This is a genomic window from Brenneria populi (assembly GCF_036016195.1).
Lineage (GTDB): Bacteria > Pseudomonadota > Gammaproteobacteria > Enterobacterales > Enterobacteriaceae > Brenneria > Brenneria populi.
The window spans coordinates 986694-1011662 of sequence record NZ_JAYWTM010000001.1 but is presented as its reverse complement, the minus strand read 5'-3'; the positions used below and the strand labels follow the sequence as shown (position 1 = coordinate 1011662).

Sequence of the window (24969 nt, the reverse complement as noted above, 5' to 3'; positions counted from 1 at the left end):
GCCGTTGTCGATTGATTAGACGGTGGCAACGGGCGGATGAGGAGGCTGTCGCGACAGGCGCCTGATTCGCCCGTTTATCACTGAATCTTTTCGTAGGGAAAGGCGTTTTTGATGTAGCGGGCGTAATAGCGGGATTTGACCGCGCTCGACATTAGCTCTTCATAAATCATCCGCGCCACGCCGCGATATTGATAGATATTTCCGTTCAGCAGCTCTATTTCCAATACGCTGTTTTCCGCATCGTACCCGACGGAAAACAGTTCCGATGATGAAACTCGTTTTCTTTGCAAAATCCTGCACTCCCAATTTGATTATTTTTACGGCGGCGGGCTAGCTGGCGCAAAGGCCGCTATGCGCCTTTATACCCGTCATACTTCAAGTTGCCTGTGCGTTGGCTTTGTTACTCGCTCCATCCATGGAGCTCGCCCCGTTGGGGCCGCCGCAAGCGGCGTTCAAATCTGCTCTTGGCGGATTTGTCGCTCACCCCAGTCACTTACTGCTGTAAGCTCCTGAGGATTCGCTGCGTCGCCGCGTTATTCGGCCTGATGGCCTCACCCCTTCGGGGTCAGCGCAAGCGCTGTTCAAAAACGCTTTGGCGTTTTTGTCCTGCAACTCGAATTATTTAGGGTATATAGAGGTAGGTTATCGGCATTTCGGCGCTTTCCTTTACCCGGAAAAACGATCGGGAACCGGTTAATTCCGTTCCCGATCGCGCGCCGGATTATGGCTGCAGCAAATAGCGCGCGTGAAAGCGCAGGTGATCTTCAATAAAGCTGGCGATGAAGAAATAGCTGTGGTCATAGCCGGGCTGTATTCTCAGCGTGAACGGCCAATCGTGCCGATTCGCCAGTTCGGCCAGCTTTTCCGGCTGTAATTGCTCGGGAAGAAACCGGTCCCCGTCCCCCTGATCGATAAGGATCGGCAGTTTGCGTTGGCCGTTGGCCAGCAAATAGCAGCTGTCATATTGCCGCCACTGCGTTTCGTCCTCGCCCAGATACGCGCTTAACGCTTTGCGCCCCCAGGGAACCTCGCTGGGGTTGACGATAGGCGCGAAAGCGGACGCGGACCGATAGCTTTCGGGGTTGCGCAACGCAAGCATCAGCGCGCCGTGCCCGCCCATGGAGTGTCCGCTGATCGATTGGCTACCGCTTACGTTAAAATGCCGCTGAATCAGCGCCGGCAGCTCATCGCGTACGTAGTCATACATCCGATAGTGCGCGGCCCAGGGCTGCCGTGTGGCATTGACGTAAAATCCGGCGCCTTTGCCAAGATCGTATCCGGCATCATCCGCGACGTTCTCCCCACGCGGGCTGGTATCCGGCATCACCAGCGCCACGCCGAGCTCGGCGGCAGTGCGCTGCGCGCCCGATTTGACGGTGAAGTTTTCATCATCGCAGGTTAACCCCGACAGCCAGTAAAGCACCGGCGGCGGGGCATCATCGGACGCCGGCGGCATATAGATACTGAACGTCATGCCGCAGTTCAGCGTATCGGACGCATGGCGGTAGCGCCGTTGCCAACCGCCGAACAGGCGGTGTTCCGTCAGAAGTTCCAGTGATGTGCTCATCGCAGCTTAGCCTCTCTGGTCGCGGTTAGCGGAAATGGATGACGGAGCGGATCGACTTACCTTCATGCATTAAATCGAAAGCGGTATTGATCTCTTCCAGCCCCATGGTGTGGGTAATAAAATCGCTGAGCGGGAACTCGCCGTCCAGATAGCGCTGCACAATGCCCGGCAGCTGACTGCGTCCCTTTACGCCGCCGAAGGCGGAGCCGCGCCACACGCGTCCCGTTACCAGTTGGAACGGGCGGGTTGAGATCTCTTCGCCCGCGCCGGCGACGCCGATAATGACCGATTCGCCCCAGCCTTTATGGCAACACTCCAGCGCCGAGCGCATCACATTGACGTTACCGATACACTCAAAGGAAAAATCGACCCCGCCGTCGGTGAGCTCAATAATCACCTCCTGAATGGGCTTGGCGTAATCTTTGGGGTTGATCAGGTCGGTGGCGCCCAGCTTGCGGGCCAGATCGAATTTGCCGGTATTGACGTCAATACCGATAATCCGTCCGGCGCCCGCCATTTGCGCGCCGATAATCGCCGATAGCCCGATGCCGCCAAGCCCGAAGATGGCCACGCTATCGCCGGGTTTCACTTTGGCGGTGTTGATGACCGCGCCCATGCCGGTCGTTACGCCGCAGCCAAGCAGGCAAACTTCCTCCAGCGGCGCTTCTTTGCTGATTTTAGCCAGAGAGATCTCGGGGACCACGGTGAGCTCGGCAAACGTCGAGGTGCCCATATAATGGAAAATCGGCTGACCGTTTTTGGAGAAGCGGCTGGTGCCGTCGGGCATCAAACCTTTCCCCTGGGTGGCGCGAATAGCCTGACACAGATTGGTTTTGCCGGAGCGGCAGAATTTGCATTCGCCGCATTCGGGGGTGTAGAGCGGAATGACGTGATCGCCGACGGAGACGCTGGTGACGCCTTCGCCGATGGCTTCGACGATTCCGCCGCCTTCATGTCCGAGAATAGCCGGAAAAACGCCCTCCGGATCTTTGCCTGAAAGGGTGTAGGCATCGGTATGGCAAACGCCGCTGGCGACGATGCGCACCAGCACTTCGCCTTTCTGCGGCGGCATCAGGTCCACTTCTTCAATGGAAAGCGGTTGGTTTGGCCCCCAGGCGACGGCGGCACGCGTCTTGATCATTTTCATCGTGTTTCTCTCATGTCGGCAGTATGTTGCAGGGAAGTTTAACCTTGGTTGCTAAATTATTTTAGCGAAGATTACCTTTATTGTGGCGCGGTTCGCCAGTGCGTTTTTCTCTGGCCGCAGTATTGCGGCGAGGCGCTGCCGGCTCGGGGCTTACCAATACGCCTCGCCCGCCAAGGGCCAGCGCGCTCCGTTATTTGAAACGATAACGTTTTCCTACGACGCGAATTATTGAGGACGACAGAGGGATAAGGCCCGAATTAATAGTTGCGACTAAATAATAGACTCTGACTATTACTTTAGTGATTACCATCGAATTAATTGATCAAAACAGGTAAACCCCCGGTGATTACTGCCGATAACGGATGAGAGAAAGTGTATTACCGCCCACGAATGTAACAAAATATTTTCTGGGGGGGGGGGTAATATTTAAGTAAATGAAAGCGTTAGCTAAATAATGAGTAGAGGTCTTCCGTGGGCTTTTTAAAAAATATCACCATCAGGGCTATGCTGTTAACCATCCTGGGAGTATTCCTGGTTCTATGGGGCGGCGTATCGTTATATATGTCATCATCGCTGAGTGAGATGACCAAGTTATTGGAATCGGGGGAAATACAGAAAAGAAATGCCGATACCATTGTGGATGGCAGCGATCAATATTTTCGCGCGGCTATCCGTTTGGTGCGGGCTATGGATTATAACCAAAGCGGCGAAACGGCCGAGGTGGAAAAGCTGCTTAGCGCCGCGAACGACGCGATAAAAAATACCTCGGATAAGCTGGCGGTATTTAAAACCGCCGATCACGGCGCCATCGATCGCGCTACGGTTGAGGGGGTGCAAAACGCCTGGACGCAGGTGATTGAAAGCGGATTGCGGCCGCTGTATGCCGCGGTGCGCGACAATCGTCCCGATGAGTTTCGCCATCTGTTCAGAGATGTTTACCCTCCTTTAAGCATCGCGTTCGGCAATATCATGGATAGATACCAGGCCGACGCTATGGCTTCCTCCAGCCGTTCGCTCGACGGCGTGTATGGGCTGGTGGTCTGGAATAAAGGTATCCTGCTGGGAGCGGCGATCGCCGGTCTGCTGATTTTGCTATTGACCGATCGCTATCTGGTGAATTACCTGGTGAGGCCGCTGAATATCGTTAAACATCACTTTAAGGTGCTGACGAGCGGCCAGTTAGGGGAGAATATTGAAGATTTCGGCCGCAACTGCGTCGGTCAGCTGATCCCTTTCCTGCGGGATATGCAAAGCAGCTTGATCAATACGGTTTCCACGATTCGCGACAGCTCCCACTCAATACACCAAGGCGCGAGCGAGATAAAAAGCGGCAATAGCGATCTCTCTTCCCGCACCGAGCAACAGGCGGCGGCGCTGGAGCAAACGGCCGCCAGCATGGAAGAGCTCGGCGCCACGGTGAAACAGAACGCCGAAAACGTCCATCAGGCGCGCAATCTGGCTCAGGATGCGGCCATTGCCGCCAAAAAAGGCGGCGAAGTGACGACCGATGTGGTGAAAACCATGGCGAACATCACCACCAGTTCGAAGAAAATTGCCGACATTACCAGCGTGATTAACGGTATTGCTTTCCAAACCAATATATTGGCGCTGAATGCCGCGGTGGAGGCGGCTCGGGCCGGAGAGCAGGGGCGCGGCTTCGCCGTGGTGGCCGGCGAGGTTCGCAATCTGGCGCAGCGCAGCGCCCAGGCGGCGAAAGAGATTGAAGGGCTGATAGCCGAGTCGGTCGAACGCGTGAATACCGGATCGCACCAGGTCACGCAAACCGGGGACGCCATGTCGTCAATCATTACCGCCATTACCCGGGTAAACGACCTGATGGGGGAGATCGCCTCGGCTTCGGACGAACAAAGCCGCGGCATCGATCAGGTTGGTCAGGCGGTGGTAGAGATGGACGGCGTGACCCAGCAAAACGCCGCATTGGTGCAGGAGTCGGCGGCGGCGGCGGCATCGCTGGAAGAGCAGGCCCGCCAGTTAACCGAAGCGGTGGCGGTTTTCCAACTCTCGGTAAATGAAAAACGCCGGCCGGGCGGCAATCGGCAGCCGGAAATAACGCCGCCCGCGGCCAAGCCTGTGCTGATCGCCGCGGATAAAAGCTCCAAAAACGCCAGCGCCGCTGATAATTGGGAAACGTTCTAATTAAGGCGTAGGAAAACTGTCAGGCGGAGGAAAAGGGTCGCCTTCGGGGAATGCGGGCCGCCTAAGTCGTTTTTAGGGGAAAGGCAGGGTGAGGCTCCCGGAGGGACGCCTCGCCCCGTGTATCTCGATGCTGAAACGATCGGTATGACGCCTGCGGGCGTTTTTGAGAGAGCGAACGCCGTTGCAACCTGAAAGAGGAAACAGATAAACTCTAAGCAAGCGCCGGAGTCACTCCCGGTGCTTTTTGCTTTTTACCATCCTATTGGGTTGGCAAGGGAATATCCGGTTAATGATAAGCTGAATCTATTTCAACGATCATGAGACGCTATCACTGGATAATCGTTTCTCTCTCAACTACAGTGGTGACGACGTTTTGGCCCGGCCAACGTCAATATGAGTAACGCCTGCTGGAGAATAATAATGACATCCTTAAGTAAAGAAGCCGTCATGGTTCATGAAGCGTTGATGGCGCGAGGTCTTGAAACGCCGCTGCGCGGCGAGCTGTTGGATCGGGATACGCGGAAAAGACGGATCGCCGAGCATATGACCGAGGTGATGAACCTGCTAAGTCTCGATTTGCAAGACGATAGCCTGGCGGAAACCCCTAATCGTATTGCGAAAATGTATGTTGATGAAATATTCTCCGGTTTGGATTACGCCAATTTTCCCAAGATCACCATTATTGAGAATAAGATGAAGGTGGATGAAATGGTCACCGTGCGCGACATCACCCTGACCAGCACCTGCGAGCATCACTTCGTGATGATTGACGGTAAGGCGACCGTTGCCTATATCCCGAAGGACGGGGTGATTGGCTTATCAAAAATCAACCGTATCGTGCAGTTCTTTTCTCAACGTCCGCAGGTTCAGGAACGCCTGACGCAACAAATTCTGATTGCTCTGCAAACGCTGTTGGGCACCAATAATGTTGCCGTATCGATAGATGCCGTGCACTATTGCGTCAAAGCGCGCGGCATCCGCGACGCGACCAGCGCCACCACCACGACGTCGCTGGGCGGGCTGTTCAAGTCCAGCCAGAATACCCGTCAGGAATTTCTGCGCGCGGTACGCCATCACAACTGATTCATCCATCGCCGGGCGCTGCGCCAAATAGCGCCCGGCGATAAATAAAATACGTATTATTTCCCGCCGTCTGTTAATACAATCATCTTTTCCAACGGTCTGATACCCGAGTGCTATGTCTGCTAAAACCGCTCCGTCCCCCCGTATTGCGACGCTGGATTTTGCGCGCGGCATCGCGGTGCTTGGCATTTTATTGCTGAATATCACGGCATTCGGCCTGCCGAAGGCCGCCTATCTCAATCCCGCCTGGCAGGGGTTGCCCTCGCCGGGCGACGCCTGGACCTGGGCCATCCTGGATCTGACGGCGCAGGCGAAATTTCTGGCGCTATTTTCTCTTCTGTTTGGCGCCGGCCTGCAACTGCTATTGCCGCGCGGCGCGTCGTGGACCCACGCCCGGCTGTTCTGGCTGATGGCGATAGGGCTGACCCATGCCGTTTTCTTTTGGGATGGCGATATCCTGCTGGACTACGGCCTGATTGGGCTGGTGTGTTACGGCATGATTCGCCATGCGCAGGGAAGCCGGGTTTTGTTGCGCAGCGGCGCCGTCATGTATCTGGTCGGCGTTTGCGTCCTGCTGGTGTTAAGCCGGCTGCTTACCCAGCAGCCGGGGCAATTCTGGCAACCGGGCGCGGCGGATATCGCCTATGAAACCTATTGGCGGACGGCGGGAGGCGCGGAGGCGTGGCGTAATCGGGTGGATCTGCTGATCGACAGTTTATTGTCGCTGGGCGTTCAGTACGGCTGGCTATTGGCCGGCTCAATGTTATTCGGCGCCGGGCTGATGCGCAGCGGCTGGCTCAAGGGGGAGTTTCGCCTGGCGCATTACCGCAAGCTGGCCTTATGGATGATCCCCCTGGGGCTGCTTATCAACGGCTTCGGGGTGGCGGCGCAGTGGCTGACGCACTGGGAATACCGCTGGAGCGGCCTGTTGTTGCAGATCCCGCGTGAACTGAGCGCGCCACTACAGGCGATAGGCTACCTGGCTCTGTGCTATGGCTTTTGGCCGACGTTATGTAAATGGCGTCTCACGTATTGGATCTCTGATGTCGGCCGCATGGCGCTGACCAATTATTTACTGCAAACGCTGGTGTGCACCATGCTGTTCGATCGGCTCGGGCTGTTTATGCGCCTGGATCGCCTGCAGCTGGCGGCTATCGTTCCGCTTGTCTGGGGGGTAAATCTGCTCTTTTCCCACTACTGGCTGAAGTTTTTTCCACAGGGGCCATGCGAATGGCTGTGGCGGAAGCTTACCGTGGGCATCGCCAAAGCCGCGCCGCGCGCATCTTAAAGCCAGGCCCGCGCGCCGCTACGGCGCCGTTTTCTCCGTCGCGTACTTGGGCGCGCTCGCCGGCCGATCGGCGGCGGAAGGCGCGATATTCGGGATCTGTTCAGGCAGCACCGCCGGATAGTCCTGCGCGTCGTCAGGAATTTGATGCCGTGCGGGAATAGAGATGGTGGGGCCGAGAAAGCGCGGTTCGCGCTTCAGAATATATAAATCGAACAGCGCGCCCAGCCTGGCGCCGAACTCCCGTACGCGCACCGTCATGATATTTTTAGGCGATGGAATCGCATAGCATTGCGCCTGAATGCCAAGATGCATGGCGATGAATAACGCCCGTTCGCAGTGAAAACGCTGGGTGATAATGGTGAAGTCATCGGTGTCGAACACTTTGCGCGTCCTGACGATCGAGTCCAGGGTGCGAAAACCCGCATAGTCCAGCACGATATCCGTCGGCGATACGCCGGCGGCGATAAGATCGCGTCGCATGGTCATGGGCTCGTTATAACTTTGCTGGGCGTTGTCGCCGCTCAGCAGCAGATAGCTGACTTTGCCGCTGTTATAGGCGTTCAACGCCCCCTGAATGCGAAAGAGATAATACTGATTGATCACCCCGGTGCGGTAATACTTGGCGGTTCCCAACACCACGCCGACCTGGCGAGACGGCAAATCCTGTAATTCGTCGTAGACGAAAGGCGCGGTTTTCCAACTGATCCAGCGATCGAGGGCAAAAGCAGACAGCAAGAGTACGCCGATAATTGTTAACAGGCTGTATACCAAGCGTTTCCACATGCTTATGCCTCGGGTAAGGCGATTGGGATAGTCATTCCTCAAGGCTACTTTACCTGAAAGTTAGACGCAAGGCGCAGGCGTCGCAGGGGGAGGGTGATTGATGGTTTTTACCGCAACGGCGTGAAAGCGGGGGAAGAAAATGCCGGTCTTCGAGTGAGTGAAAGACCGGCGGTGGGGTATGGCGGTCAGATGCGGCTGCCCCACAAATCATATTCGTCGGCGTGCTCGATTTTCACGTTGACGATATCGCCGACCTTCACGCCGGTTTCGCCATTCAGGTACACCACGCCATCGATCTCCGGGGCATCGGCCATACTGCGCCCAATCGCTCCCTCATCGTCGACTTCATCGATCAGCACCGGTAATCGGCGCCCGATCTTCTCCTGCAGGCGCTGCGCGGAAATTTCCTGCTGAAGCCGCATGAAACGGTGATAACGCTCCTCTTTGATCTCCTCCGGCACCTGATCGGGCAGCGCATTGGCCGTCGCGCCTTCCACCGGGCTGTATTTAAAACAGCCGACGCGATCCAGTCTGGCCTGTCGCAGGAAATCCAGCAGCACCTGGAAATCCTCCTCCGTTTCGCCGGGGAACCCGACGATAAACGTCGAACGCAGCGTCAGTTCCGGGCAAATTTCCCGCCAGCGTTTGATTCGCTCCAGCGTTCTTTCCACCGCGCCAGGGCGCTTCATCAGCTTGAGGATGCGGGGGCTGGCGTGCTGCAGCGGAATGTCCAGATACGGCAGGATCTTGCCCTCGGCCATCAAGGGAATCACGTCATCCACGTATGGATAAGGGTAGACGTAATGCAGGCGCACCCACACGCCCAGCGAAGCAAGCTGTTCGCACAGGCTAACCATACTGGTTTTAACCGGCTGTCCGTTCCAGAAGCCGGTTCGCTGCTTAACGTCGGCGCCGTAGGCGGAGGTGTCCTGAGAAATCACCAGCAGCTCTTTGACGCCCGCATCGACCAGCCGTTTCGCCTCATCCAGCACCGAACCAATCGGCCGGCTGTCCAGATCGCCGCGCATGGACGGAATAATGCAGAAGGTGCAGCGATGGTTACAGCCTTCCGATATTTTCAGGTAAGCGTAATGGCGCGGCGTCAGCTTTACGCCCTGAGCCGGAACCAGGCTGGTGAACGGATCGTGTTGCGGCTTGGGCACGTACTGATGCACGTGCGACAGTACCTGTTCGTAGCTGTGGGGCCCGGTGATCTCCAATACCTTAGGGTGAACCTCACGGATTTGGTTCTCTTTCGCGCCCAGGCAGCCGGTGACGATAACCTTGCCGTTTTCATTCAGCGCTTCGCCAATGGCTTCCAGCGACTCTTGCACGGCGCTGTCGATAAAGCCACAGGTATTGACGATCACCAGTTCGGCGTCGTCATAGCGCGGCACCACCTGATAGCCTTCAGTACGCAACTCGGTCAGGATCCTCTCGGAGTCCACCAGATTTTTCGGGCAGCCGAGGGAAACGAATCCAATACGGGGTTGTTGCATGTTATTTGCTCACAATTCATTCAAAAGGAAAAACCGCGGGATTTTACACCATAGTTGTTGCGCCTTATAGTCATACGACTCAAGTCGGCAGGCTCCCGATGGCGCCACCGAGGAGATAAAAAGCACGGAAAGTCAGGAGACGATCAAACTTAGGGATTTACTGTGCCGCACCTAAGATTGATTGTCGGGCCAAATGGTTCAGGAAAGACGACGCTGACGAAAACGTTACGCGAGACTTACTCCGTTCCGCTGGGACAATATCTTAATCCTGATGATATCGCCAAGCATATTGACTTGCCTGGAATATTTGTTGGGAATGGTGAGCTTATGCCATCGCTCTTATTTTTTGATAACTCAACGACCATACTTACCTTTATTGGCGAAGTGACGCCTGACGGCTATCTGGATATTGTCGAAGCTTCGTTTGATAAAGTTCAGGCGCGTTGGTTTTATGGCTATGTGATTAAGTTATGGAACGTCAACCAAATAGAACGATAAAGCCAAGATAATTCGCCTGTTTTCCCATATTAATAACAAAATTTTCCCGATATATACCCCAGATAATTGGAGTTGCAGGATAAAATGTTATCGTTTTGCACAACGCAAAGCGTTGTGTCCTTTACGCCGTACTCTTGTTCCCTTACCCCTCGCCGTTCTTCAATAAATGTAAACCCGCCGTCGATTTTTTGCGCAAATCTTATCCGCCGCCTAGAGTTACAAAAATTGAGTTGAACGGAGAGAACGCTATGGCGCGCCGCGCGCAGTCTAACGGTTTTTTATCCTGGTCACGCCGCTTCCGCGGGCTATTGGCGGCCGCGGCGTTGCTGTTCTCCGGCTCCTTGCTGGCGGCGCAGATCGAGGTAACGGAGTTGCAGGATAGGCTCGATCATCCGTGGTCGCTGGCCTTTCTACCGGGCGATGAAGGCATACTGATTACCGAACGCAGCGGGAATTTACGGCGCTGGCGGCCGGACTCCGGGCTTTCGGCGCCGATTGCCGGGGTTCCGCCGGTCTACGCCAGATCGCAAGGCGGCCTGCTGGATGTGGCGTTAGCGCCTGATTTCGCGCGCAGCCGGCGCCTTTATCTGAGCTTCGCCGAAGAGGGCGGAGGCGGCAAAGCGGGTACGGCCGTCGGCTACGGCCGCCTGACGGAAGACGCCGCGCGGTTGGAAAATTTCACGGTGTTTTTCCGCCAGCAGCCCAAGCTATCTAGCGGAAACCATTTCGGCGGCAGGCTGGCGTTTGACCGCCAGGGATACCTGTTTATTGCGTTAGGCGAGAATAATCAGCGGCCGACGGCGCAGGATCTGGATAAGCTGCAGGGCAAGATCGTGCGTCTAAGCGCCGATGGGAAAATTCCGCCGGATAATCCGTTGGTTAACCGGCCCGATGCGCGCCCGGAGATATGGTCGTACGGGCACCGGAATCCGCAGGGCATGGCGGTGAATCCCTGGTCCGGCGCGCTGTGGGAGAATGAGCACGGTCCGCGGGGCGGCGATGAAATCAATATTCCCCAGGCCGGTAAAAACTATGGCTGGCCGCTAGCCACCTACGGCGTTAATTACTCCGGGCTGAAAATTCCCGAGGCCAAGGGCGAACGGGGGTCGGGCATGGCGGATCCGATTTTTTACTGGCAAAAGTCTCCGGCCGTCAGCGGTATGACGTTCTATAACAGCGACCGTTTTCCGCAGTGGAAAAACGCCTTGTTTATCGGCGCGCTGGCCGAGCGGAATTTAATTCGCCTGACGCTGGACGGCGACAATATTGTCGCGCAAGAGCGCCTATTGAATGAACGCAATGAGCGTATTCGCGATGTGCGGGTAGGGCCGGACGGCTATCTCTATGTGCTGACCGATCACGATAACGGCAAGCTGCTGAAAGTCGGGCTGGAATAGGGAAGGACGGGTTAAGAGTCGACGGGGATCTACATCCATTGGCGGCGCCCCGTTTTTCGTCATCCCCGCTTATTTAGGCGGGGATCTGCATCCACCGGGGCGCCTGACGATGGCTGTACTCTCAGGATAGCGGGATCATAACGTGTTTTTGATACGCCGGACGCTGGGTTAACTGCTGATACCAGCGTTCCAGATGGGGATGCGGCTGACGCGTAATATCCATGTTAAGCCAGCCATAGATAATGCAGCCCAGCGGAATGTCGCCGATGCCGAATTTATCGCCCGATAGCCACGGCTGGCGCGCCAGCGCGGAGTCGGCGATGGCCAGCAGTCGTTCGCATTCCGCCATTCCTTTTTCCACCAGGGCCATATCGCGTTTTTCCGGCGCGACCCGCACCATATTGATGAACACGCCGCCAAAAACGCCTGCCAGCGAGATGGCCCAGTCCATCCATTTTTCGGCGCTTGCCCGCGCGCCGGCATCCGCAATATACAGCGAGTCGGCTCCGTACTGCGCGGCCAGATAACGCACGATAGTGTTGGACTCCCACAGTACCCGTTCATCGTCTTGCAGACAGGGGATCAGGCCGTTGGGATTCATCGCTAGATAATCCGCGTCATGATTGCGGCCGAACTGCCCGCCGGCCGGAATGTGGCGATAAGGCAGCGCCAGTTCCGCCGCGCACCACAGCACCTTTTTAACGTTAGTTGAATTTTCACGCCCCCAAATTGTTACCATCTGACACCCCTCCGAAGAAAAAATTTATGCTGTGACGGGTCAAGCGAGCTACCCAGTGAATGATAGATGAGAAATAATGATATGCCTTTTTAATCTTTATGATTTAACTTGTTATTCTCAATAATGACCAAAAGTCGTGTTTTGACAGGAAATAGTTCAATGAAATTGACGTACTCTCTTCGCGCAACGTTAGGCGTTGCGCTGCTGGCGGCCGGGATTCAGTTGGCCTGGGCCAATAGCGATCCGCACACTATTGTCTTCGGCGTGGCGCCGGGACCTTACGGCGATATGGTCAATCAGGCGATTAAGCCCGAACTGGCGAAAAAAGGTTACAAAGTGGTGGTGCGCGAGTTCAGCGACTACGTTCAGCCCAACCTCGCTCTGGCCAACGGCAGCATTGACGCCAATCTGTTTCAGCATTCGCTGTATCTGGAAAAATTCGCCGCCGATAAAAATCTGAAAATCAGCCGGTTAATCGTGGTGCCAACGGCGAGCATGGGGTTTTATTCCCATAAAATCAAATCATTGGATGAACTTAAAAAAGGCGACGTGATCACCTTGTCCAACGATGCCACCAACCTCGCCCGCGGCCTGCGCTTTTTGCAATCGCTGGGTTTGATTACCATTAAGCCCGATATCGATCCGACCAAAGCATCGGAAAAAGATATTGTTGAAAATCCGCGCGGATTGGTTTTCAAACCGCTGGAAGCCGCGCAGTTGCCCAGAACGCTGGATAGCGTGGCCGGTTCGCTGGTTAATGGCAATTTCGCTTTTGCGGCGGGGTTGAAGCTCTCTTCGGCGATCAAGCTGGAAACGCTGGATGAAAATCTGAAGAACGTGATCGCGGTGCGCACGGAAGATCTGGATAAGCCGTTTGTCAAAGATACCAAAGCCGTGGTTGAATCACCGGCCTATGCCGCGGTGATTGACCAACCGGGTTCCATGTTCAGCCAGTTCCAGAAACCGGAATGGATGCGGGCGACAACGCCGGCGCCGGCACAGTAAGCGCCGTCGGTTCAAGGCGCGAAATGTCGGGGAAGGGCGCCAGGGAGTGGGAAGATATCAGGCTCAGGCCAGCGCAAGGCTGAGCCGGCGATTAATCTGTAGTATTTGTCTGGCCGGTCAGTGACCGGCTTTCTTCTTTTCCGCTATGCCAGGAGTTTGCGGATAATGATTAAGTTAGAAGGTGTATGTGTTGACTTCTCTCAGGGGAAGCAGCAGGGAAATCGTGCCGTTGATAATGTGACGTTGCATATCAAACCGGGAGAGGTGTTCGGCATTGTCGGCACCAGCGGCGCGGGAAAGAGCACGCTGTTACGGACGATCAACGTATTGCAGCGCCCGACTTCCGGGGTTGTGCGGGTTAATGGCGTCAAGGTTAACGAGCTGCGCGGCAAAAGCCTGCGCGAACAACGTCAAAAAATCGGGATGATCTTCCAGCATTTCAATTTGATGCAGACGCGCACCGTGGCGGAGAATGTGGCGTTTAGTCTGAAGTCGGCCGGCAAATCCGGCGCGGAAATCGCGCAGCGGGTGCCGGAAATCCTTAGCCTGGTGGGGCTGAGCGATAAGGCCGCCGCGTTCCCTTCGCAGCTAAGCGGCGGACAGAAACAGCGCGTGGGGATTGCCAGAGCCATCGCCAATCGCCCGGAAGTGCTGTTGTGCGACGAACCGACTTCCGCGCTGGATTTGGAAACCTCGGCGGCGATACTGGTGTTGCTCAAAGAGATAAATCAGAAGCTGGGCATCACCATCGTGCTGATTTCGCATGAGATGAGCGTTATCAAATCGGTCTGCGACCGGGTTGCGGTGATGACCGGCGGCAAAGTGGTGGAAGAGGGCGACGTGTTCGATATCTTCGCCGCGCCGCGGCACGCCTTTACCCGCCAGTTGGTGGCCCACACGCTGAATCTTGAGCTGCCTCCCCGGCTGCGGCAAGACCTGCAGGGCACGTTGTTGAAAATCCTGTTCGTCGGCGAATCGGCGGAACAGCCGGTGCTGTCCGACGTGGCGACCCGCTATGGCGTATCCGTCAATATCTTGCATGGTAAAATTGAATACATAGGCAATCGCGCATTAGGCATTCTGGTCGCGCTGTTAACGCACCCGACCGATCCGGCAAACGTGGCGCAGGCGTTAGCGCATATTCAGGCCACGACGGCGCAGGTGGAGGTGTTGCATGGCTGATTTATGGATCGATCTGATTACGGCATTCGGCGAAACATTCCAGATGGTGGGGATTTCGACCCTGCTGGCGATTATCGGCGGATTGCCGCTGGGCTTCCTGATTTACGTCACCGACCGGCGCCTGTTTTGGGAGAACCGCGCGGTGTACCTGCTCAGCACCGTGGTGGTGAACATTATTCGCTCCATTCCGTTCGTGATTCTGCTGGTGCTGCTGCTGCCGCTGACGCAGATTCTGCTGGGCAGCACCATTGGGCCGGTGGCGGCGGCGGTGCCGATGTCGGTCGCGGCCATCGCTTTTTACGCGCGGCTGGTCGATAGCGCGCTGCGCGAAGTCGAGCCGGGGATTATCGAAGCGGCGGAGGCCTTCGGCGCCAGCCCGATGCGGATTATCTGCACCGTATTGCTGCCGGAGGCCAAAGCCGGTTTATTACGCGGTCTGACGATTACGCTGGTCAGCCTTATCGGCTACTCGGCGATGGCCGGGATCGTCGGCGGCGGCGGCGTCGGCGACCTGGCGATCCGCTTTGGCTATTATCGCTATGAAACCGAGGTGATGATCGTCACGGTGATCGCGCTGGTTATCCTGGTGCAAATTGTGCAAACGCTGGGCGACTGGCTGTCGAAACGGGCCGATAAGCGCGAACGCCGCTGATTGTCCTTTCACGCATTAATCCTACGCGGCGCCGTCCGGCGCCGCGTCATTCCATCCCGTTCCGCGCAGGCGGCGCCGAGGGGCTGATGTTTCCGCCGGCGATCTTTTTTAGCCCTTTTCATTTCTTTGATTATCTTTACAAAGTGAGTTGTTTCCTTGATGGAGACGACGGGATACCTTGGGTGTTGCTAAAGTTTTCGAAACATATTGAAAGTTAAATCTTTTAAATGAATTGTGGATATCTGGCGATCTCATGAAGAAAACTGTTCTCGTTTCCAATCTAAAATCTTTTACGCTGGGCGCGGTATTGCTGACGGGGTTAACTCCGCTGGCGCATGCCGAGCAGATCCCGACCGCGCCTCAGATTGACGTGAAGGCCTTTATTCTGATGGATTATCACAGCGGAAAAGTGCTGGCGGAGTCCAACGCCGATGAACGCCTTGACCCTGCGAGCCTGACGAAAATGATGGCGAGCTATGTCACCGGACAGGCGATAAAAGCCGGAAAAATTCGCCCCACGGATGAGGTTACCGTCGGGAAGGATGCCTGGGCGACCGGTAATCCGGTGCTGCGGGGGTCGTCGCTGATGTTTCTGAAGCCCGGCGATCGTATTCCGGTTTCGGAACTGAATAAAGGTATCGTCATTCAGTCGGGCAATGACGCCAGCATCGCGCTGGCCGACTATGTGGCCGGCAGCCAGGATGCGTTCGTCAGCCTGATGAACAACTATGTTAAAGCGCTGGGGCTCGCCAATACCCATTTTCTTACCGTGCATGGGCTGGACGCTCCGGGGCAGTACAGCACCGCGCGCGATATGGCGTTACTGGGCCAGGCGTTGATCCGCGATGTGCCGGACGAGTATGCGTTGCATAAAGAGAAAGAGTTCACCTTCAACAACATCCGCCAGCCTAACCGAAACCGCCTGCTGTGGAGTTCCAACCTGAATGTGGACGGGATTAAGACCGGCCACACCAGCGGCGCCGGACATAATCTGGTGGCGTCGGCCACCGAAGGCGATATGCGCTTAATTTCCGTCGTGCTGGGAGCGCCGACGGATGCGACGCGTTTTCGCGAGAGCGAGAAGCTGCTTACCTGGGGATTCCGGTTTTTTGAAACCGTCACGCCGATCAAGGCGGGCGTTCCCTTTACCACGCAGCCGGTCTGGTTCGGCACGCAAAAAGAGGCCCGGCTTGGCGTGGCGCAAGACGCCGCATTGACGATCCCCAGGGGACAGATGAAAAACCTGAAAGCCAGCTTTACGCTGCGTCAGCCGCAACTGACGGCGCCTTTGGCGAAGAATCAGGTGGTCGGCGCTATTGATTTCCAGCTTGACGGCAAGAGCATCGGGCAGCGCCAACTGGTGGCGTTGGACGAGATCCCGGAAGCGGGGTTCTTTAGCCGGCTTTGGGATTCGGTGATGATGAAGCTGCAGCAGTGGTTTGGCGGCCTATTGGATTAACGGTCGATACTCATTAACCGAATACCGCTATCGGCGAAGTGGCGAAGATAATCCGCCGCCGGTTGACGGTCGGTTATCAGGGTATCGAACAGCGTCAGCGAGCCGATGCAGGCCGGCTTGATCTGGCCGAACTTACTGCCGTCGGCGACCAGAACGGCCCGCTGCGACATCGCCAGCGCCCGGTGTTTCATACTCAGCTCGGCGAAGTTAAAACAGGTTGCGCCGGCAGCGAGGTCGATGCCTGCTGCTGAAATAAACGCTTTATTCGGGCAGATATTATCAAGCTCGCTGCGTTGGCTGAGCGGCGCGAAAATCGCGTTGTCCGGGTGAAATTGGCCGCCGCAGAGCACCACCTTGCAGGCGCTTTTCCCCTGTAACGCCAGGAAAGTGTTCAGGGAATAACAGACGCCGGTAAAAGGCAGATCTTCAGGAATGGCTTCAATAATAAAAGGCGTGGTGGTGCCGCAATCGAAAAACAGCGTATCGTTCGCATCAATCAGGCGCGCGGCGAGCGCGCCGACGGCGCGTTTTTCCGCCACATGCTTGGTCTGTTGATCGGAAACAAAGTAGTTGGTGGCGCTGCCCCCCTTCAAATCGCTAACCACATAGCCGCCGAGCAGCACCACGGAGGCTGATTCGGCGCTCAGATCGCGGCGCACCGTCATCTCGGAGACGCCCAATAGCTGAGCGGCGTCTTTCAGATGCAGCTTGTCGGATGATTTCAAGGCTTGGGCAAGTTTGTTAATCCGTTCTTCGCGCCGCGTTTCCATGTGGTGTCCTGATAATGAGTTGCGTAATCGGGGAGTAGCGCCTACATCATAAAGATAAAGCTTGATCTGTCCGTAATACTCTTCACATAAGCCGGTCTTTAGGGAAAACGCCGGGGGAGGTTCCCGTCGGGATGCCTCGCCCCTGTGGCTGCACCTTGTATTGCGATGCTTAAACGATCGGCATTCTGATATGTCCGGGGTTCCTCGGGGGAAGCGCTCCTGGGGGGCTCAGCCGATCGTTTTCGCCGTCATCATGCCGCAATAGGCGCGATTTTACCCGCTAATATCTTCCCGCCGCCGCCGAGGCGCCGGAAACGATGGCGACGCCGGAGCTAGTGCCTATACGGGTCGCGCCGGCGCGAATCATGGTTTCCGCCGTCTGGCGGTCGCGCACCGCTCCGGAAGCCTTAACGCCAACCGTTGGGCCCACCGTGTCGCGCATCAGCTTCACATGCTCTTTGCTGGCGCCGCCGGTGCTGAATCCGGTGGATGTCTTGACGAAAGCGACTTGCAGATCCCGGCACATTTCACAAACCAGTACGATCTGTTCGTCGCTAAGCAGACAGGTTTCCAATATTACCTTCAACGGTATAGCGGCGCAAACCTCGCGCACCGCCTGAATATCGGCCCTAACGGCGCTAATGTTGCCGCTCTTCAACCAGCCGATATTGATCACCATATCGATTTCTTCGGCGCCGGCGTCAATGGCGGCTTTGGCTTCAAAGGCTTTGGCGGATGTCAGGCCCGCCCCCAGCGGAAAGCCAATCACCGAACAAACATGAACCGATGTGTCTTTTAACTGGCTGACCGCTAAGGGGACATAGCCCGAGTTAACGCAAACCGCATAAAAATGGTGCGTTTTCGCCTCCTCGCACAGCCTGACGATCTGCTGTTCGGTGGCATCGGCTGCGAGCAGCGTATGGTCAATATAGGGGGCGTAATCGCGCGTTTCGGTGGTCATGGCTGGCTCCTTTGACGGTTCAATAAAATACAGGTGTTATGATTATAACATTTAAACTGTATCATCAATCTTATTTGTTTCTTTATGCGCAATCAATCGCTTTTCCTCTGCGATCTTTGTCACAATAATAACATTAATCGATTGTTATTGTTATTAATGTAACATTAAATGATGAAAAAACCATCTGGGGGAAACGCGCTATGGATATTGCAGTTATCGGTTCAAATATGGTGGACCTCATCACTTATATCGACGACATGCCTAAAACCGGCGAAACGTTGGAAGCGCCGGATTTTAAAATAGGCTGCGGCGGTAAAGGGGCGAATCAGGCGGTCGCAGCCGCCAAGCTGGGGGCGTCGGTTATGCTGGTCAGCCGGGTCGGCGACGATCTTTTTGCCGGCAATACGCTCAGGAATCTGCAGAGTTTTGCGGTGGACACCCGGTATGTTACGCCTGTTCCCGGCGTATCAAGCGGCGTGGCGCCGATCTTCGTCGATAAGTCGTCGCAGAACCGGATTTTGATTATTAAGGGCGCGAATAATCATCTGTCTCCCCGGGATATCGACGCGGCGGCCGAAGCGCTTACGCGCTGCAAGTTATTCATCCTCCAGTTGGAGATCCCGCTGGAAACCGTTTATTACGCCATCGATTTTGCCCGCCGGCATCATATCCCGGTCATTTTGAATCCGGCGCCAGCCTCCCGCGAGCTGGATATCGGCTATGCCTGCCAGTGTGATTTCTTTATGCCGAACGAAACCGAGCTGGAAATTCTGACCGGCATGCCGGTTGATAGCGAAGAGAATATTTTCAGCGCCGGGCGTTCGCTGCTGGCCAGGGGATTGAAGAACCTGATTATCACTATGGGGCATCGCGGTTCGGTATGGATGACGGGCGAACGGGTTGAGCATATTAAGCCGGTCAGCGTTCATGCCATTGACACCAGCGGCGCCGGCGATGCTTTTATCGGCTGCTTCGCGCACTACTTCGTGAAGGATGGAAATATAAAACGGGCGATGGAGTATGCCTCTGCTTTTGCGGCCTATAGCGTTACGGGAAAGGGCACTCAGCGCGCCTACCCGGATGCGGCGCAATTTCGTGATTTTCTTGCCAGTCATTCTCTCGCCAACTAACCGGGGAAAACATCATGCGTCAGGACATAATCCAAATGCCGGATGGCTATCTGAATAAGACGCCACTGTTTCAGTTTATTTTGCTGTCGTGTCTGTTTCCGCTATGGGGATGCGCGGCCAGTCTGAACGATATTTTGATTACGCAGTTCAAAAGCGTATTTGAGCTCAGCGATTTCGCCAGCGCGCTGGTGCAGAGCGCCTTTTACGGCGGCTATTTCTTGATTGCGATCCCGGCATCGGTGGTGATCCGCAAAAGCAGTTATAAAATCGCCATTCTGATCGGCCTGACGCTCTATATTGTCGGGTGCAGCCTGTTTTACCCGGCATCGCACATGGCGACCTATACCATGTTTCTGGCGGCGATTTTCGCCATCGCCATTGGGCTAAGTTTCCTGGAGACGGCGGCGAACACCTATAGCTCGATGATTGGTCATCGCGACTACGCCACGCTGCGCCTGAACATCAGCCAGACGTTTTATCCCGTCGGCGCGCTCATGGGGATTGTGTTAGGCAAATACCTGGTATTCCAGGAGGGCGATAGCCTGGAAAGCCAGATGACGAACATGACGCCGGATCAGATCCACGCGTTTCGTCTGCAAATGCTGGAATACACGCTGGAACCCTATAAGTATTTGATTTTTGTGCTGCTGGTCGTCCTGTTCCTGTTCCTGCTGACGCGTTATCCAACGTGCAAGGTGCAGGATGAGGGGCACAACAAGAAGCCGCTGCCGTCGCTCGGCGAAACCCTGCGCTACCTGGCGGGCAACAGCCATTTTAAGCGCGGCATCGCAGCGCAATTTCTCTATGTCGGGATGCAGGTCGCGGTATGGTCTTTCACCATCCGGCTGGCATTAACCTTAGGGGCATCTAACGAACGTGACGCCTCTAACTTCATGATTTATAGCTTCATCTGCTTCTTTATCGGGAAATTCGTGGCCAATTTCCTGATGACGCGTTTCAGCGCCGAAAAGGTGCTGATCGCCTACTCGGCCTTGGGCGTGGCGACGCTGGCCTATGTGGTCATGGTGCCGAGCTTTACCGCCGTCTATGCCGCCGTTTTCGTCAGCGTATTGTTCGGGCCGTGCTGGGCGACGATTTATGCCGGCACGCTGGATACCGTCGATAAAAAATATACCGAGGTCGCCGGCGCCATCATCGTGATGTCGATCGTCGGCGCGGCGGTGGTGCCGGCTATTCAGGGATATGTCTCCGATCATCTCGGCTCCATGCAGAAATCGTTCGGCGTGTCGCTGCTGTGCTTCGCCTATGTCGGCTTCTATTTCTGGGGCGAAATGCGCAATAAACAGCGTCTGGCCGCCGGCCGGCCGGCCGGTAACCAGCAATGACGCCTGAAGGGAGGGAAATGTAATGAGTACGCAAATTCATTTATCGCGTTCGATGTTTACGGAACTGCCGCGAATATTGCTGGAAAACGAACATTTTTCGGCAACCGCTTTTCGCTATGCATCAGGAATTGAGGCCATCAAATTACAGAATGCGCGCGGGTATGCCATCGTATTGCCGTTCTACGGGCAGATGATTTGGGACGCCGAATTCGACGGCCACTCTCTGACGATGAGCAATCCGTTTACCGAGCCGAAACCCGGCAGCACGATTATCGACACCTATGGCTGCTTTGCCTTTCATTCCGGCCTGTTGAGCAATGGGTGTCCCGCCGAGGACGATCGCCATCCGTTGCACGGCGAAATGGCCTGCGCGCCAATGGACGACGCGCGTCTGGTGCTTGGCGATAACACCCTGGCGCTGACGGGGAGCTATGAGTATGTGAAGGGATTCGGCCACCATTACCGGGCGGCGCCGGCGGTGACCATCGCGGCGGACAGCACGCTGCTGGGCATTGATATGACGGTAACGAACCTGGCGAGCGCGCCAATGCCGTTGCAGTATATGTGCCATATGAACTACGCCTATGTCGCCGGGGCGACGTTTAGCCAGAATATCCCCGAGCGCGCTTTCGCCTTGCGCAGCTCTATCCCGGGACATGTGCATCCCACGCCGCAATGGCTGAACTATACCGAGAGACTGGCGCAGGCGCCGGAAAATTTCAATGCGCTGGACGAACCCGAGTTTTACGATCCTGAAATCGTTTTTTTCGCCGATAACCTCTCCCAGTATGCGCGGCAGGCGGAGTTCAGCATGCATGCGCCGCAGGGGCACCGTTTCGTTACCCGTTTTTCCACCGCGCAACTGAATTATGCGACCCGCTGGATTTTGTATAACGGCGATCAAAAAGTAGCCGCTTTCGCATTGCCGGCGACCTGTCGCCCAGAGGGGCATCAGGCCGCGCGCCGCGCCGGCGCCTTAATTGAAATGGCGGCCGGAGAGACGCGGCATTTTCATGTGGAAACCGGACTGGCCTAAGGGTTTTGGGCGGAGAGGCAAAAAGAAAAGGCCCATCGTTCTTGAACCTGAAAGGCGGGAACGACGGGCTCCTCAATATGGGGATAACAAAGAAAAGCAGTGGCAATAATTCAGACTCTGGCCCCAATGAAAAGTTCTGCCATCGTCAGAAATATTGACAATTTTTTATACTTTCTCATTATCCCGGTAATTCGGGCCAAATAATAATGATCAGCGAGCCGGCAAGCGTCAGCAACACGTTAGCAATGGCATAGGTGCCGGCATATCCCAACGCCGGGATGTTGCTGCGGGCGGTATCGCTGATGATTTCCATCGCTGGGGCGCAGGTTCTGGCCCCCATCATGGCGCCGAACAGCAGGGCGCGGTTCATGCGCAGCACGTAGGCGCCGAACAGGAAGCAGATAACCACCGGCACCAGGCTGACGATTAATCCCGATACCAGCATTTGCGCCCCTATCTCGCCGAAACTGCGGCCGATACTGCCGCCCGCGCTTAAGCCGACGCCGGCCATAAACACCATCAGGCCAAACTCTTTTACCATGTTCAGCGCCCCCTGCGGTATGTAGCCGAAGGTGGGGTGGTTGGCGCGCAGAAAGCCGAGCATGATACCGGAGAACAAGAGACCGGCGGCGTTGCCGATGCCAAACGTGAAGGTGCTGAACTGGATGGTGATCAGGCCGACCATGATGCCGATGATGAAAAACGCGCAGAAGGCCAGCAGGTCGGTCACCTGGCTGTGAATAGAGATAAACCCGATTCTGTCGGCAATGCTTTTTACCCGCCGCGCGTCGCCGCTTACCTGTAGCACATCCCCTTTATTCAGCACGACGCCGTCATCGATCGGCATTTCAATCTGGCTGCGAATGATGCGGTTAAGAAAACAGCCGTGATCGGTAAGTTTCAGCTGGCTGAGGCGTTTACCGACCGCATTGTGGTTTTTCACCACGATCTCTTCGGTGACGATGCGCATATCCAACAGGTCGCGATCGAACACCTCTTTTCCGTCGCGGAAGTTGGGGTTAAGGCGGGCGTGGGCGTCGGGGTAGCCCACCAGGGAAATTTCATCGCCGAGCTGCAGTACGGCGTCGCCATCGGGATTGGCCAAAATGCCATTGCGGCGGATGCGTTCGATATAGCAGCCGGTTTGGCGATAAATGCCCAGCTCGCGCAGGTTTTTCCCATCCGCCCAGGCGACCAGCTCAGGACCGACGCGGTAGGCGCGAATAACCGGCAGGTATACTTTTCGCTGGCTGTCGGTATCAAGCCCGCGTTCGCGGGCGATCTGCTGCGCGCTGGTCGGTAAGTCCTGATGTTGTAATTTGGGAAGATAGCGCGCGCCGAAGATCAGGCTGACCAGGCCGACAAGGTAGGTGAGCGCATAGCCCAGGCTTAAGTTATCCTGCTCAATGCCTATTTGCGCGCCGAGGCCGGACAGGGTTCGCAAGGTGTCGCCGGCGCCGACCAATACCGGCGTAGAGGTCATGGCGCCCGCCAGCATACCGGCGGTCAGCCCGATCCCCCAGCCGAATAACTTCCCTAATCCCAGCGCCAGCAGCATGGCGCTGACAACCATGACCAATGCGAGCATGAGATAATTTTTGCCGTCGCGGAAAAAAATGGAAAAGAAATTGGGGCCGGCTTCAACGCCGACGCAAAAAATAAACAGCATAAAACCGAGATTGAGCGCTTCGGTATTAATCGAGAAATGCTGCTGGCCGAGTAATAACGATACAACTAAAACACCAATAGAATTACCGAGTTGTACCGGTCCCAGGCGTAACTTCCCAAGGCAAAGTCCTAATGAAAGAACCACGAATAACAGCAGAATGTAATTCCCGTTTAACAAATCAGCGACGTTTATATTCATGGGATGTAACTTGTTATTTACCAGTAAGTGCTTGATATAAATGATTATAAAAGCTAGATTTAGCCATTGGCTACACAGATTCCGCTGACATCATAAATAACCGTCGGCTAAAAGGAATCAGCATGAACGACAGTATAATTTATGCTGTACAAATTGTTCATCGCAATTATTGCGGCGTCGCTATTCTAGATGTTTGTTGGTCTTACAACCAGTATTCGCTGAATAAATAGCGGCGATGCCTCATTTTATACCCAATAGATTTCGTGATGCGGGACAAAAACGCCAACGCGTTTTTAAACGGCGCTTACGCTGACCCTGAAAGGGGAGGCCATCAGGCCGAATCACGCGGCAAGCGAGTCGCTAAGACAACGCAGCAATAGATTGAAAAATAACGGGTATATGTCATATCAGGGATATTCAGCCATTCATATTTACCGTGTCGGACTTGGAATCCATCGGGTTTCAGGCGCAAACCGAACGCATCCCGGCGCTATCGTCAGGGAATGCGCGGGGCGCGCCGTGCAGGTTATCGGGAAGACCGCGGCGGATAGAGAAGCGGACGGCGTATCAAGAGAGGAAACGTATGGCGAACGATAAAGGCTGGATGGGTGCGGCCTGCTGTTTTTTATTGTTTACCGTGGTCTTTTTGAGCCAGAAGATGAACGTGCCTGATGTGGTCACTGACGATGGGCTGCGCGGCGACCCCGGGATGCTGCTGTTTTTATTGCCCGGCGTGGCGGCGAGCTGTTTGTCCGCGCGCGGTCGGCTGCTGTATCCATTGATTGGCGCGCTAATCGCGATGCCGGTGTGCCTGCTTATATTGCATTTCGGCCGCGCCCCTAATCACTCTTTCTGGCAAGAACTGGCTTATATATCGAGCGCGGTGTTCTGGAGCGTGCTGGGCGCGTTGGGCATGCTATGTTTTCATGCCACCTACCGGCGTTATTTTCACTAAGCGGCCGGCGCGCGTTGAGAAAGATAAAAAGACGCGTATCGCGCCTTTTTTCTCTTATGCCGGTTATTTTTGAAACAAATTCAGATTTTCTTTCGCGTAAGCCTCAAAATCCGTACAGCCGCCGATATGTTTTTCATCGAGGAATATCTGCGGCACGGTTTCAACCGGTTTGCCGACCGTTTTCGACAGATCTTCTTTTGTGATGCCTTCCGCGCGGATATCCACATAGCGGAAGCGGAAGTCGTCGCGCTGTTCGGCCAGTTTTTCCGCCAGCTCTTTAGCGCGCACGCAGTATGGGCAACCAGGACGTCCGAAAATAACAGCAAACATGTAAGCTCCTTATAAAATGGGATGTTCTAAAATTGTCGGCGAATGCCGGAATTGAATGCGGCTACTATGCCCGCATTAGCATATGAAAAAAAGCCGTCATTCCCTGTCGCAGCAATTT

The 24969-nt window shown here is 55.5% G+C and carries 23 protein-coding genes; 13 read left to right on the top strand and 10 right to left on the bottom strand.

What is annotated here, in order from left to right; genetic code table 11:
* Positions 1-77: 77 nt before the first annotated feature.
* The 3 genes from VSX58_RS04560 to VSX58_RS04550 form a co-directional block, all read right to left on the bottom strand.
* Complete coding sequence (locus tag VSX58_RS04560) at positions 78-290, bottom strand: KTSC domain-containing protein (RefSeq protein ID WP_327617000.1); 213 nt, start codon at positions 288-290, stop codon at positions 78-80.
* 431 nt (positions 291-721) lie between these two features.
* The gene (fghA, locus tag VSX58_RS04555; protein WP_327616998.1) at positions 722-1567 is read right to left on the bottom strand and encodes an S-formylglutathione hydrolase; all 846 of its coding nucleotides are present in this window, start codon (positions 1565-1567) and stop codon (positions 722-724) included.
* A 25-nt stretch (positions 1568-1592) separates the two neighbouring features.
* A complete protein-coding gene (locus VSX58_RS04550; RefSeq protein WP_327616997.1) occupies positions 1593-2714 on the bottom strand; it encodes an S-(hydroxymethyl)glutathione dehydrogenase/class III alcohol dehydrogenase in 1122 nt (373 codons plus the stop codon).
* Between the two features lie 471 nt (positions 2715-3185).
* Here VSX58_RS04550 and VSX58_RS04545 point away from each other — a divergent pair, with 471 nt between their 5' ends.
* From VSX58_RS04545 to yeiB, 3 genes are all read left to right on the top strand, one after another.
* Entirely contained in the window at positions 3186-4871 is a 1686-nt protein-coding gene (locus VSX58_RS04545) for a methyl-accepting chemotaxis protein (RefSeq protein ID WP_327616996.1), read from the top strand.
* Between the two features lie 420 nt (positions 4872-5291).
* Complete coding sequence (gene folE, locus VSX58_RS04540) at positions 5292-5954, top strand: GTP cyclohydrolase I FolE (RefSeq protein WP_327613238.1); 663 nt, start codon at positions 5292-5294, stop codon at positions 5952-5954.
* Between the two features lie 115 nt (positions 5955-6069).
* Entirely contained in the window at positions 6070-7242 is a 1173-nt protein-coding gene (gene yeiB, locus VSX58_RS04535) for a DUF418 domain-containing protein YeiB (RefSeq protein WP_327616994.1), read from the top strand.
* Between the two features lie 18 nt (positions 7243-7260).
* On the opposite strand, the gene sanA is transcribed toward yeiB, so the two are convergent.
* Both sanA and rimO read right to left on the bottom strand, forming a co-directional pair.
* The gene (sanA, locus tag VSX58_RS04530) at positions 7261-8025 is read right to left on the bottom strand and encodes an outer membrane permeability protein SanA (protein WP_327616992.1); all 765 of its coding nucleotides are present in this window, start codon (positions 8023-8025) and stop codon (positions 7261-7263) included.
* Between the two features lie 185 nt (positions 8026-8210).
* Positions 8211-9524, bottom strand: coding sequence for a 30S ribosomal protein S12 methylthiotransferase RimO (gene rimO, locus VSX58_RS04525; RefSeq protein ID WP_327616991.1), 1314 nt, complete (start codon positions 9522-9524; stop codon positions 8211-8213).
* Between the two features lie 162 nt (positions 9525-9686).
* Between rimO and VSX58_RS04520 the strand changes: the two genes are divergently transcribed.
* Positions 9687-10022, top strand: coding sequence for a EutP/PduV family microcompartment system protein (locus tag VSX58_RS04520; protein ID WP_327616990.1), 336 nt, complete (start codon positions 9687-9689; stop codon positions 10020-10022).
* A gap of 248 nt (positions 10023-10270) precedes the next feature.
* The gene (locus VSX58_RS04515) at positions 10271-11419 is read left to right on the top strand and encodes a PQQ-dependent sugar dehydrogenase (protein WP_327616989.1); all 1149 of its coding nucleotides are present in this window, start codon (positions 10271-10273) and stop codon (positions 11417-11419) included.
* 121 nt (positions 11420-11540) lie between these two features.
* Here the strand turns inward: VSX58_RS04515 and VSX58_RS04510 are convergent, their stop codons facing one another.
* Positions 11541-12158, bottom strand: coding sequence for a glutathione S-transferase family protein (locus tag VSX58_RS04510; RefSeq protein ID WP_327616988.1), 618 nt, complete (start codon positions 12156-12158; stop codon positions 11541-11543).
* A gap of 159 nt (positions 12159-12317) precedes the next feature.
* On the opposite strand from VSX58_RS04510, the gene VSX58_RS04505 reads away from it, so the two are divergent.
* The 4 genes from VSX58_RS04505 to VSX58_RS04490 all read left to right on the top strand — a co-directional run bounded on the left by VSX58_RS04505 (position 12318) and on the right by VSX58_RS04490 (position 16456).
* Positions 12318-13163 (top strand): MetQ/NlpA family ABC transporter substrate-binding protein, encoded by an 846-nt coding sequence (locus tag VSX58_RS04505; RefSeq protein ID WP_327616987.1) that lies wholly within the window; start codon positions 12318-12320, stop codon positions 13161-13163.
* A 165-nt stretch (positions 13164-13328) separates the two neighbouring features.
* On the top strand, positions 13329-14345 hold the full coding sequence (locus tag VSX58_RS04500) for a methionine ABC transporter ATP-binding protein (RefSeq protein ID WP_327616986.1): 1017 nt from the start codon (positions 13329-13331) through the stop codon (positions 14343-14345).
* The gene (locus VSX58_RS04495; protein ID WP_327613248.1) at positions 14338-14997 is read left to right on the top strand and encodes a methionine ABC transporter permease; all 660 of its coding nucleotides are present in this window, start codon (positions 14338-14340) and stop codon (positions 14995-14997) included. Before VSX58_RS04500 ends, VSX58_RS04495 begins: the two co-directional genes overlap by 8 nt.
* 253 nt (positions 14998-15250) lie before the next feature.
* Positions 15251-16456, top strand: a complete 1206-nt coding sequence (locus VSX58_RS04490; RefSeq protein WP_327616985.1) for a serine hydrolase — start codon at positions 15251-15253, stop codon at positions 16454-16456.
* On the opposite strand, the gene deoR is transcribed toward VSX58_RS04490, so the two are convergent.
* Positions 16453-17226, bottom strand: a complete 774-nt coding sequence (gene deoR / locus VSX58_RS04485) for a DNA-binding transcriptional repressor DeoR (protein WP_327616984.1) — start codon at positions 17224-17226, stop codon at positions 16453-16455. The two genes, VSX58_RS04490 and deoR, sit on opposite strands and share 4 nt — an antisense overlap.
* A gap of 280 nt (positions 17227-17506) precedes the next feature.
* A complete protein-coding gene (deoC, locus tag VSX58_RS04480; protein WP_327616983.1) occupies positions 17507-18187 on the bottom strand; it encodes a deoxyribose-phosphate aldolase in 681 nt (226 codons plus the stop codon).
* Between the two features lie 200 nt (positions 18188-18387).
* On the opposite strand from deoC, the gene rbsK reads away from it, so the two are divergent.
* The 3 genes from rbsK to VSX58_RS04465 are packed head-to-tail and all read left to right on the top strand — an operon-like array spanning position 18388 to position 21699.
* Positions 18388-19317, top strand: a complete 930-nt coding sequence (gene rbsK, locus VSX58_RS04475) for a ribokinase (RefSeq protein WP_327616982.1) — start codon at positions 18388-18390, stop codon at positions 19315-19317.
* Positions 19318-19331: 14 nt separating this feature from the next.
* Positions 19332-20663: an L-fucose:H+ symporter permease gene (gene fucP, locus VSX58_RS04470; RefSeq protein ID WP_327616981.1), complete on the top strand. Its 1332-nt coding sequence runs from the start codon at positions 19332-19334 to the stop codon at positions 20661-20663.
* A gap of 22 nt (positions 20664-20685) precedes the next feature.
* Positions 20686-21699: an aldose 1-epimerase family protein gene (locus tag VSX58_RS04465; protein ID WP_327616980.1), complete on the top strand. Its 1014-nt coding sequence runs from the start codon at positions 20686-20688 to the stop codon at positions 21697-21699.
* A gap of 178 nt (positions 21700-21877) precedes the next feature.
* On the opposite strand, the gene VSX58_RS04460 is transcribed toward VSX58_RS04465, so the two are convergent.
* Positions 21878-23566, bottom strand: a complete 1689-nt coding sequence (locus tag VSX58_RS04460) for an aspartate:alanine antiporter (protein WP_327613255.1) — start codon at positions 23564-23566, stop codon at positions 21878-21880.
* 583 nt (positions 23567-24149) lie between these two features.
* On the opposite strand from VSX58_RS04460, the gene VSX58_RS04455 reads away from it, so the two are divergent.
* Positions 24150-24521 (top strand): inner membrane protein YbjM, encoded by a 372-nt coding sequence (locus VSX58_RS04455; RefSeq protein ID WP_327613256.1) that lies wholly within the window; start codon positions 24150-24152, stop codon positions 24519-24521.
* Between the two features lie 63 nt (positions 24522-24584).
* Here the strand turns inward: VSX58_RS04455 and VSX58_RS04450 are convergent, their stop codons facing one another.
* Positions 24585-24851 (bottom strand): GrxA family glutaredoxin, encoded by a 267-nt coding sequence (locus VSX58_RS04450; protein WP_327613257.1) that lies wholly within the window; start codon positions 24849-24851, stop codon positions 24585-24587.
* Positions 24852-24969: the final 118 nt, after the last annotated feature.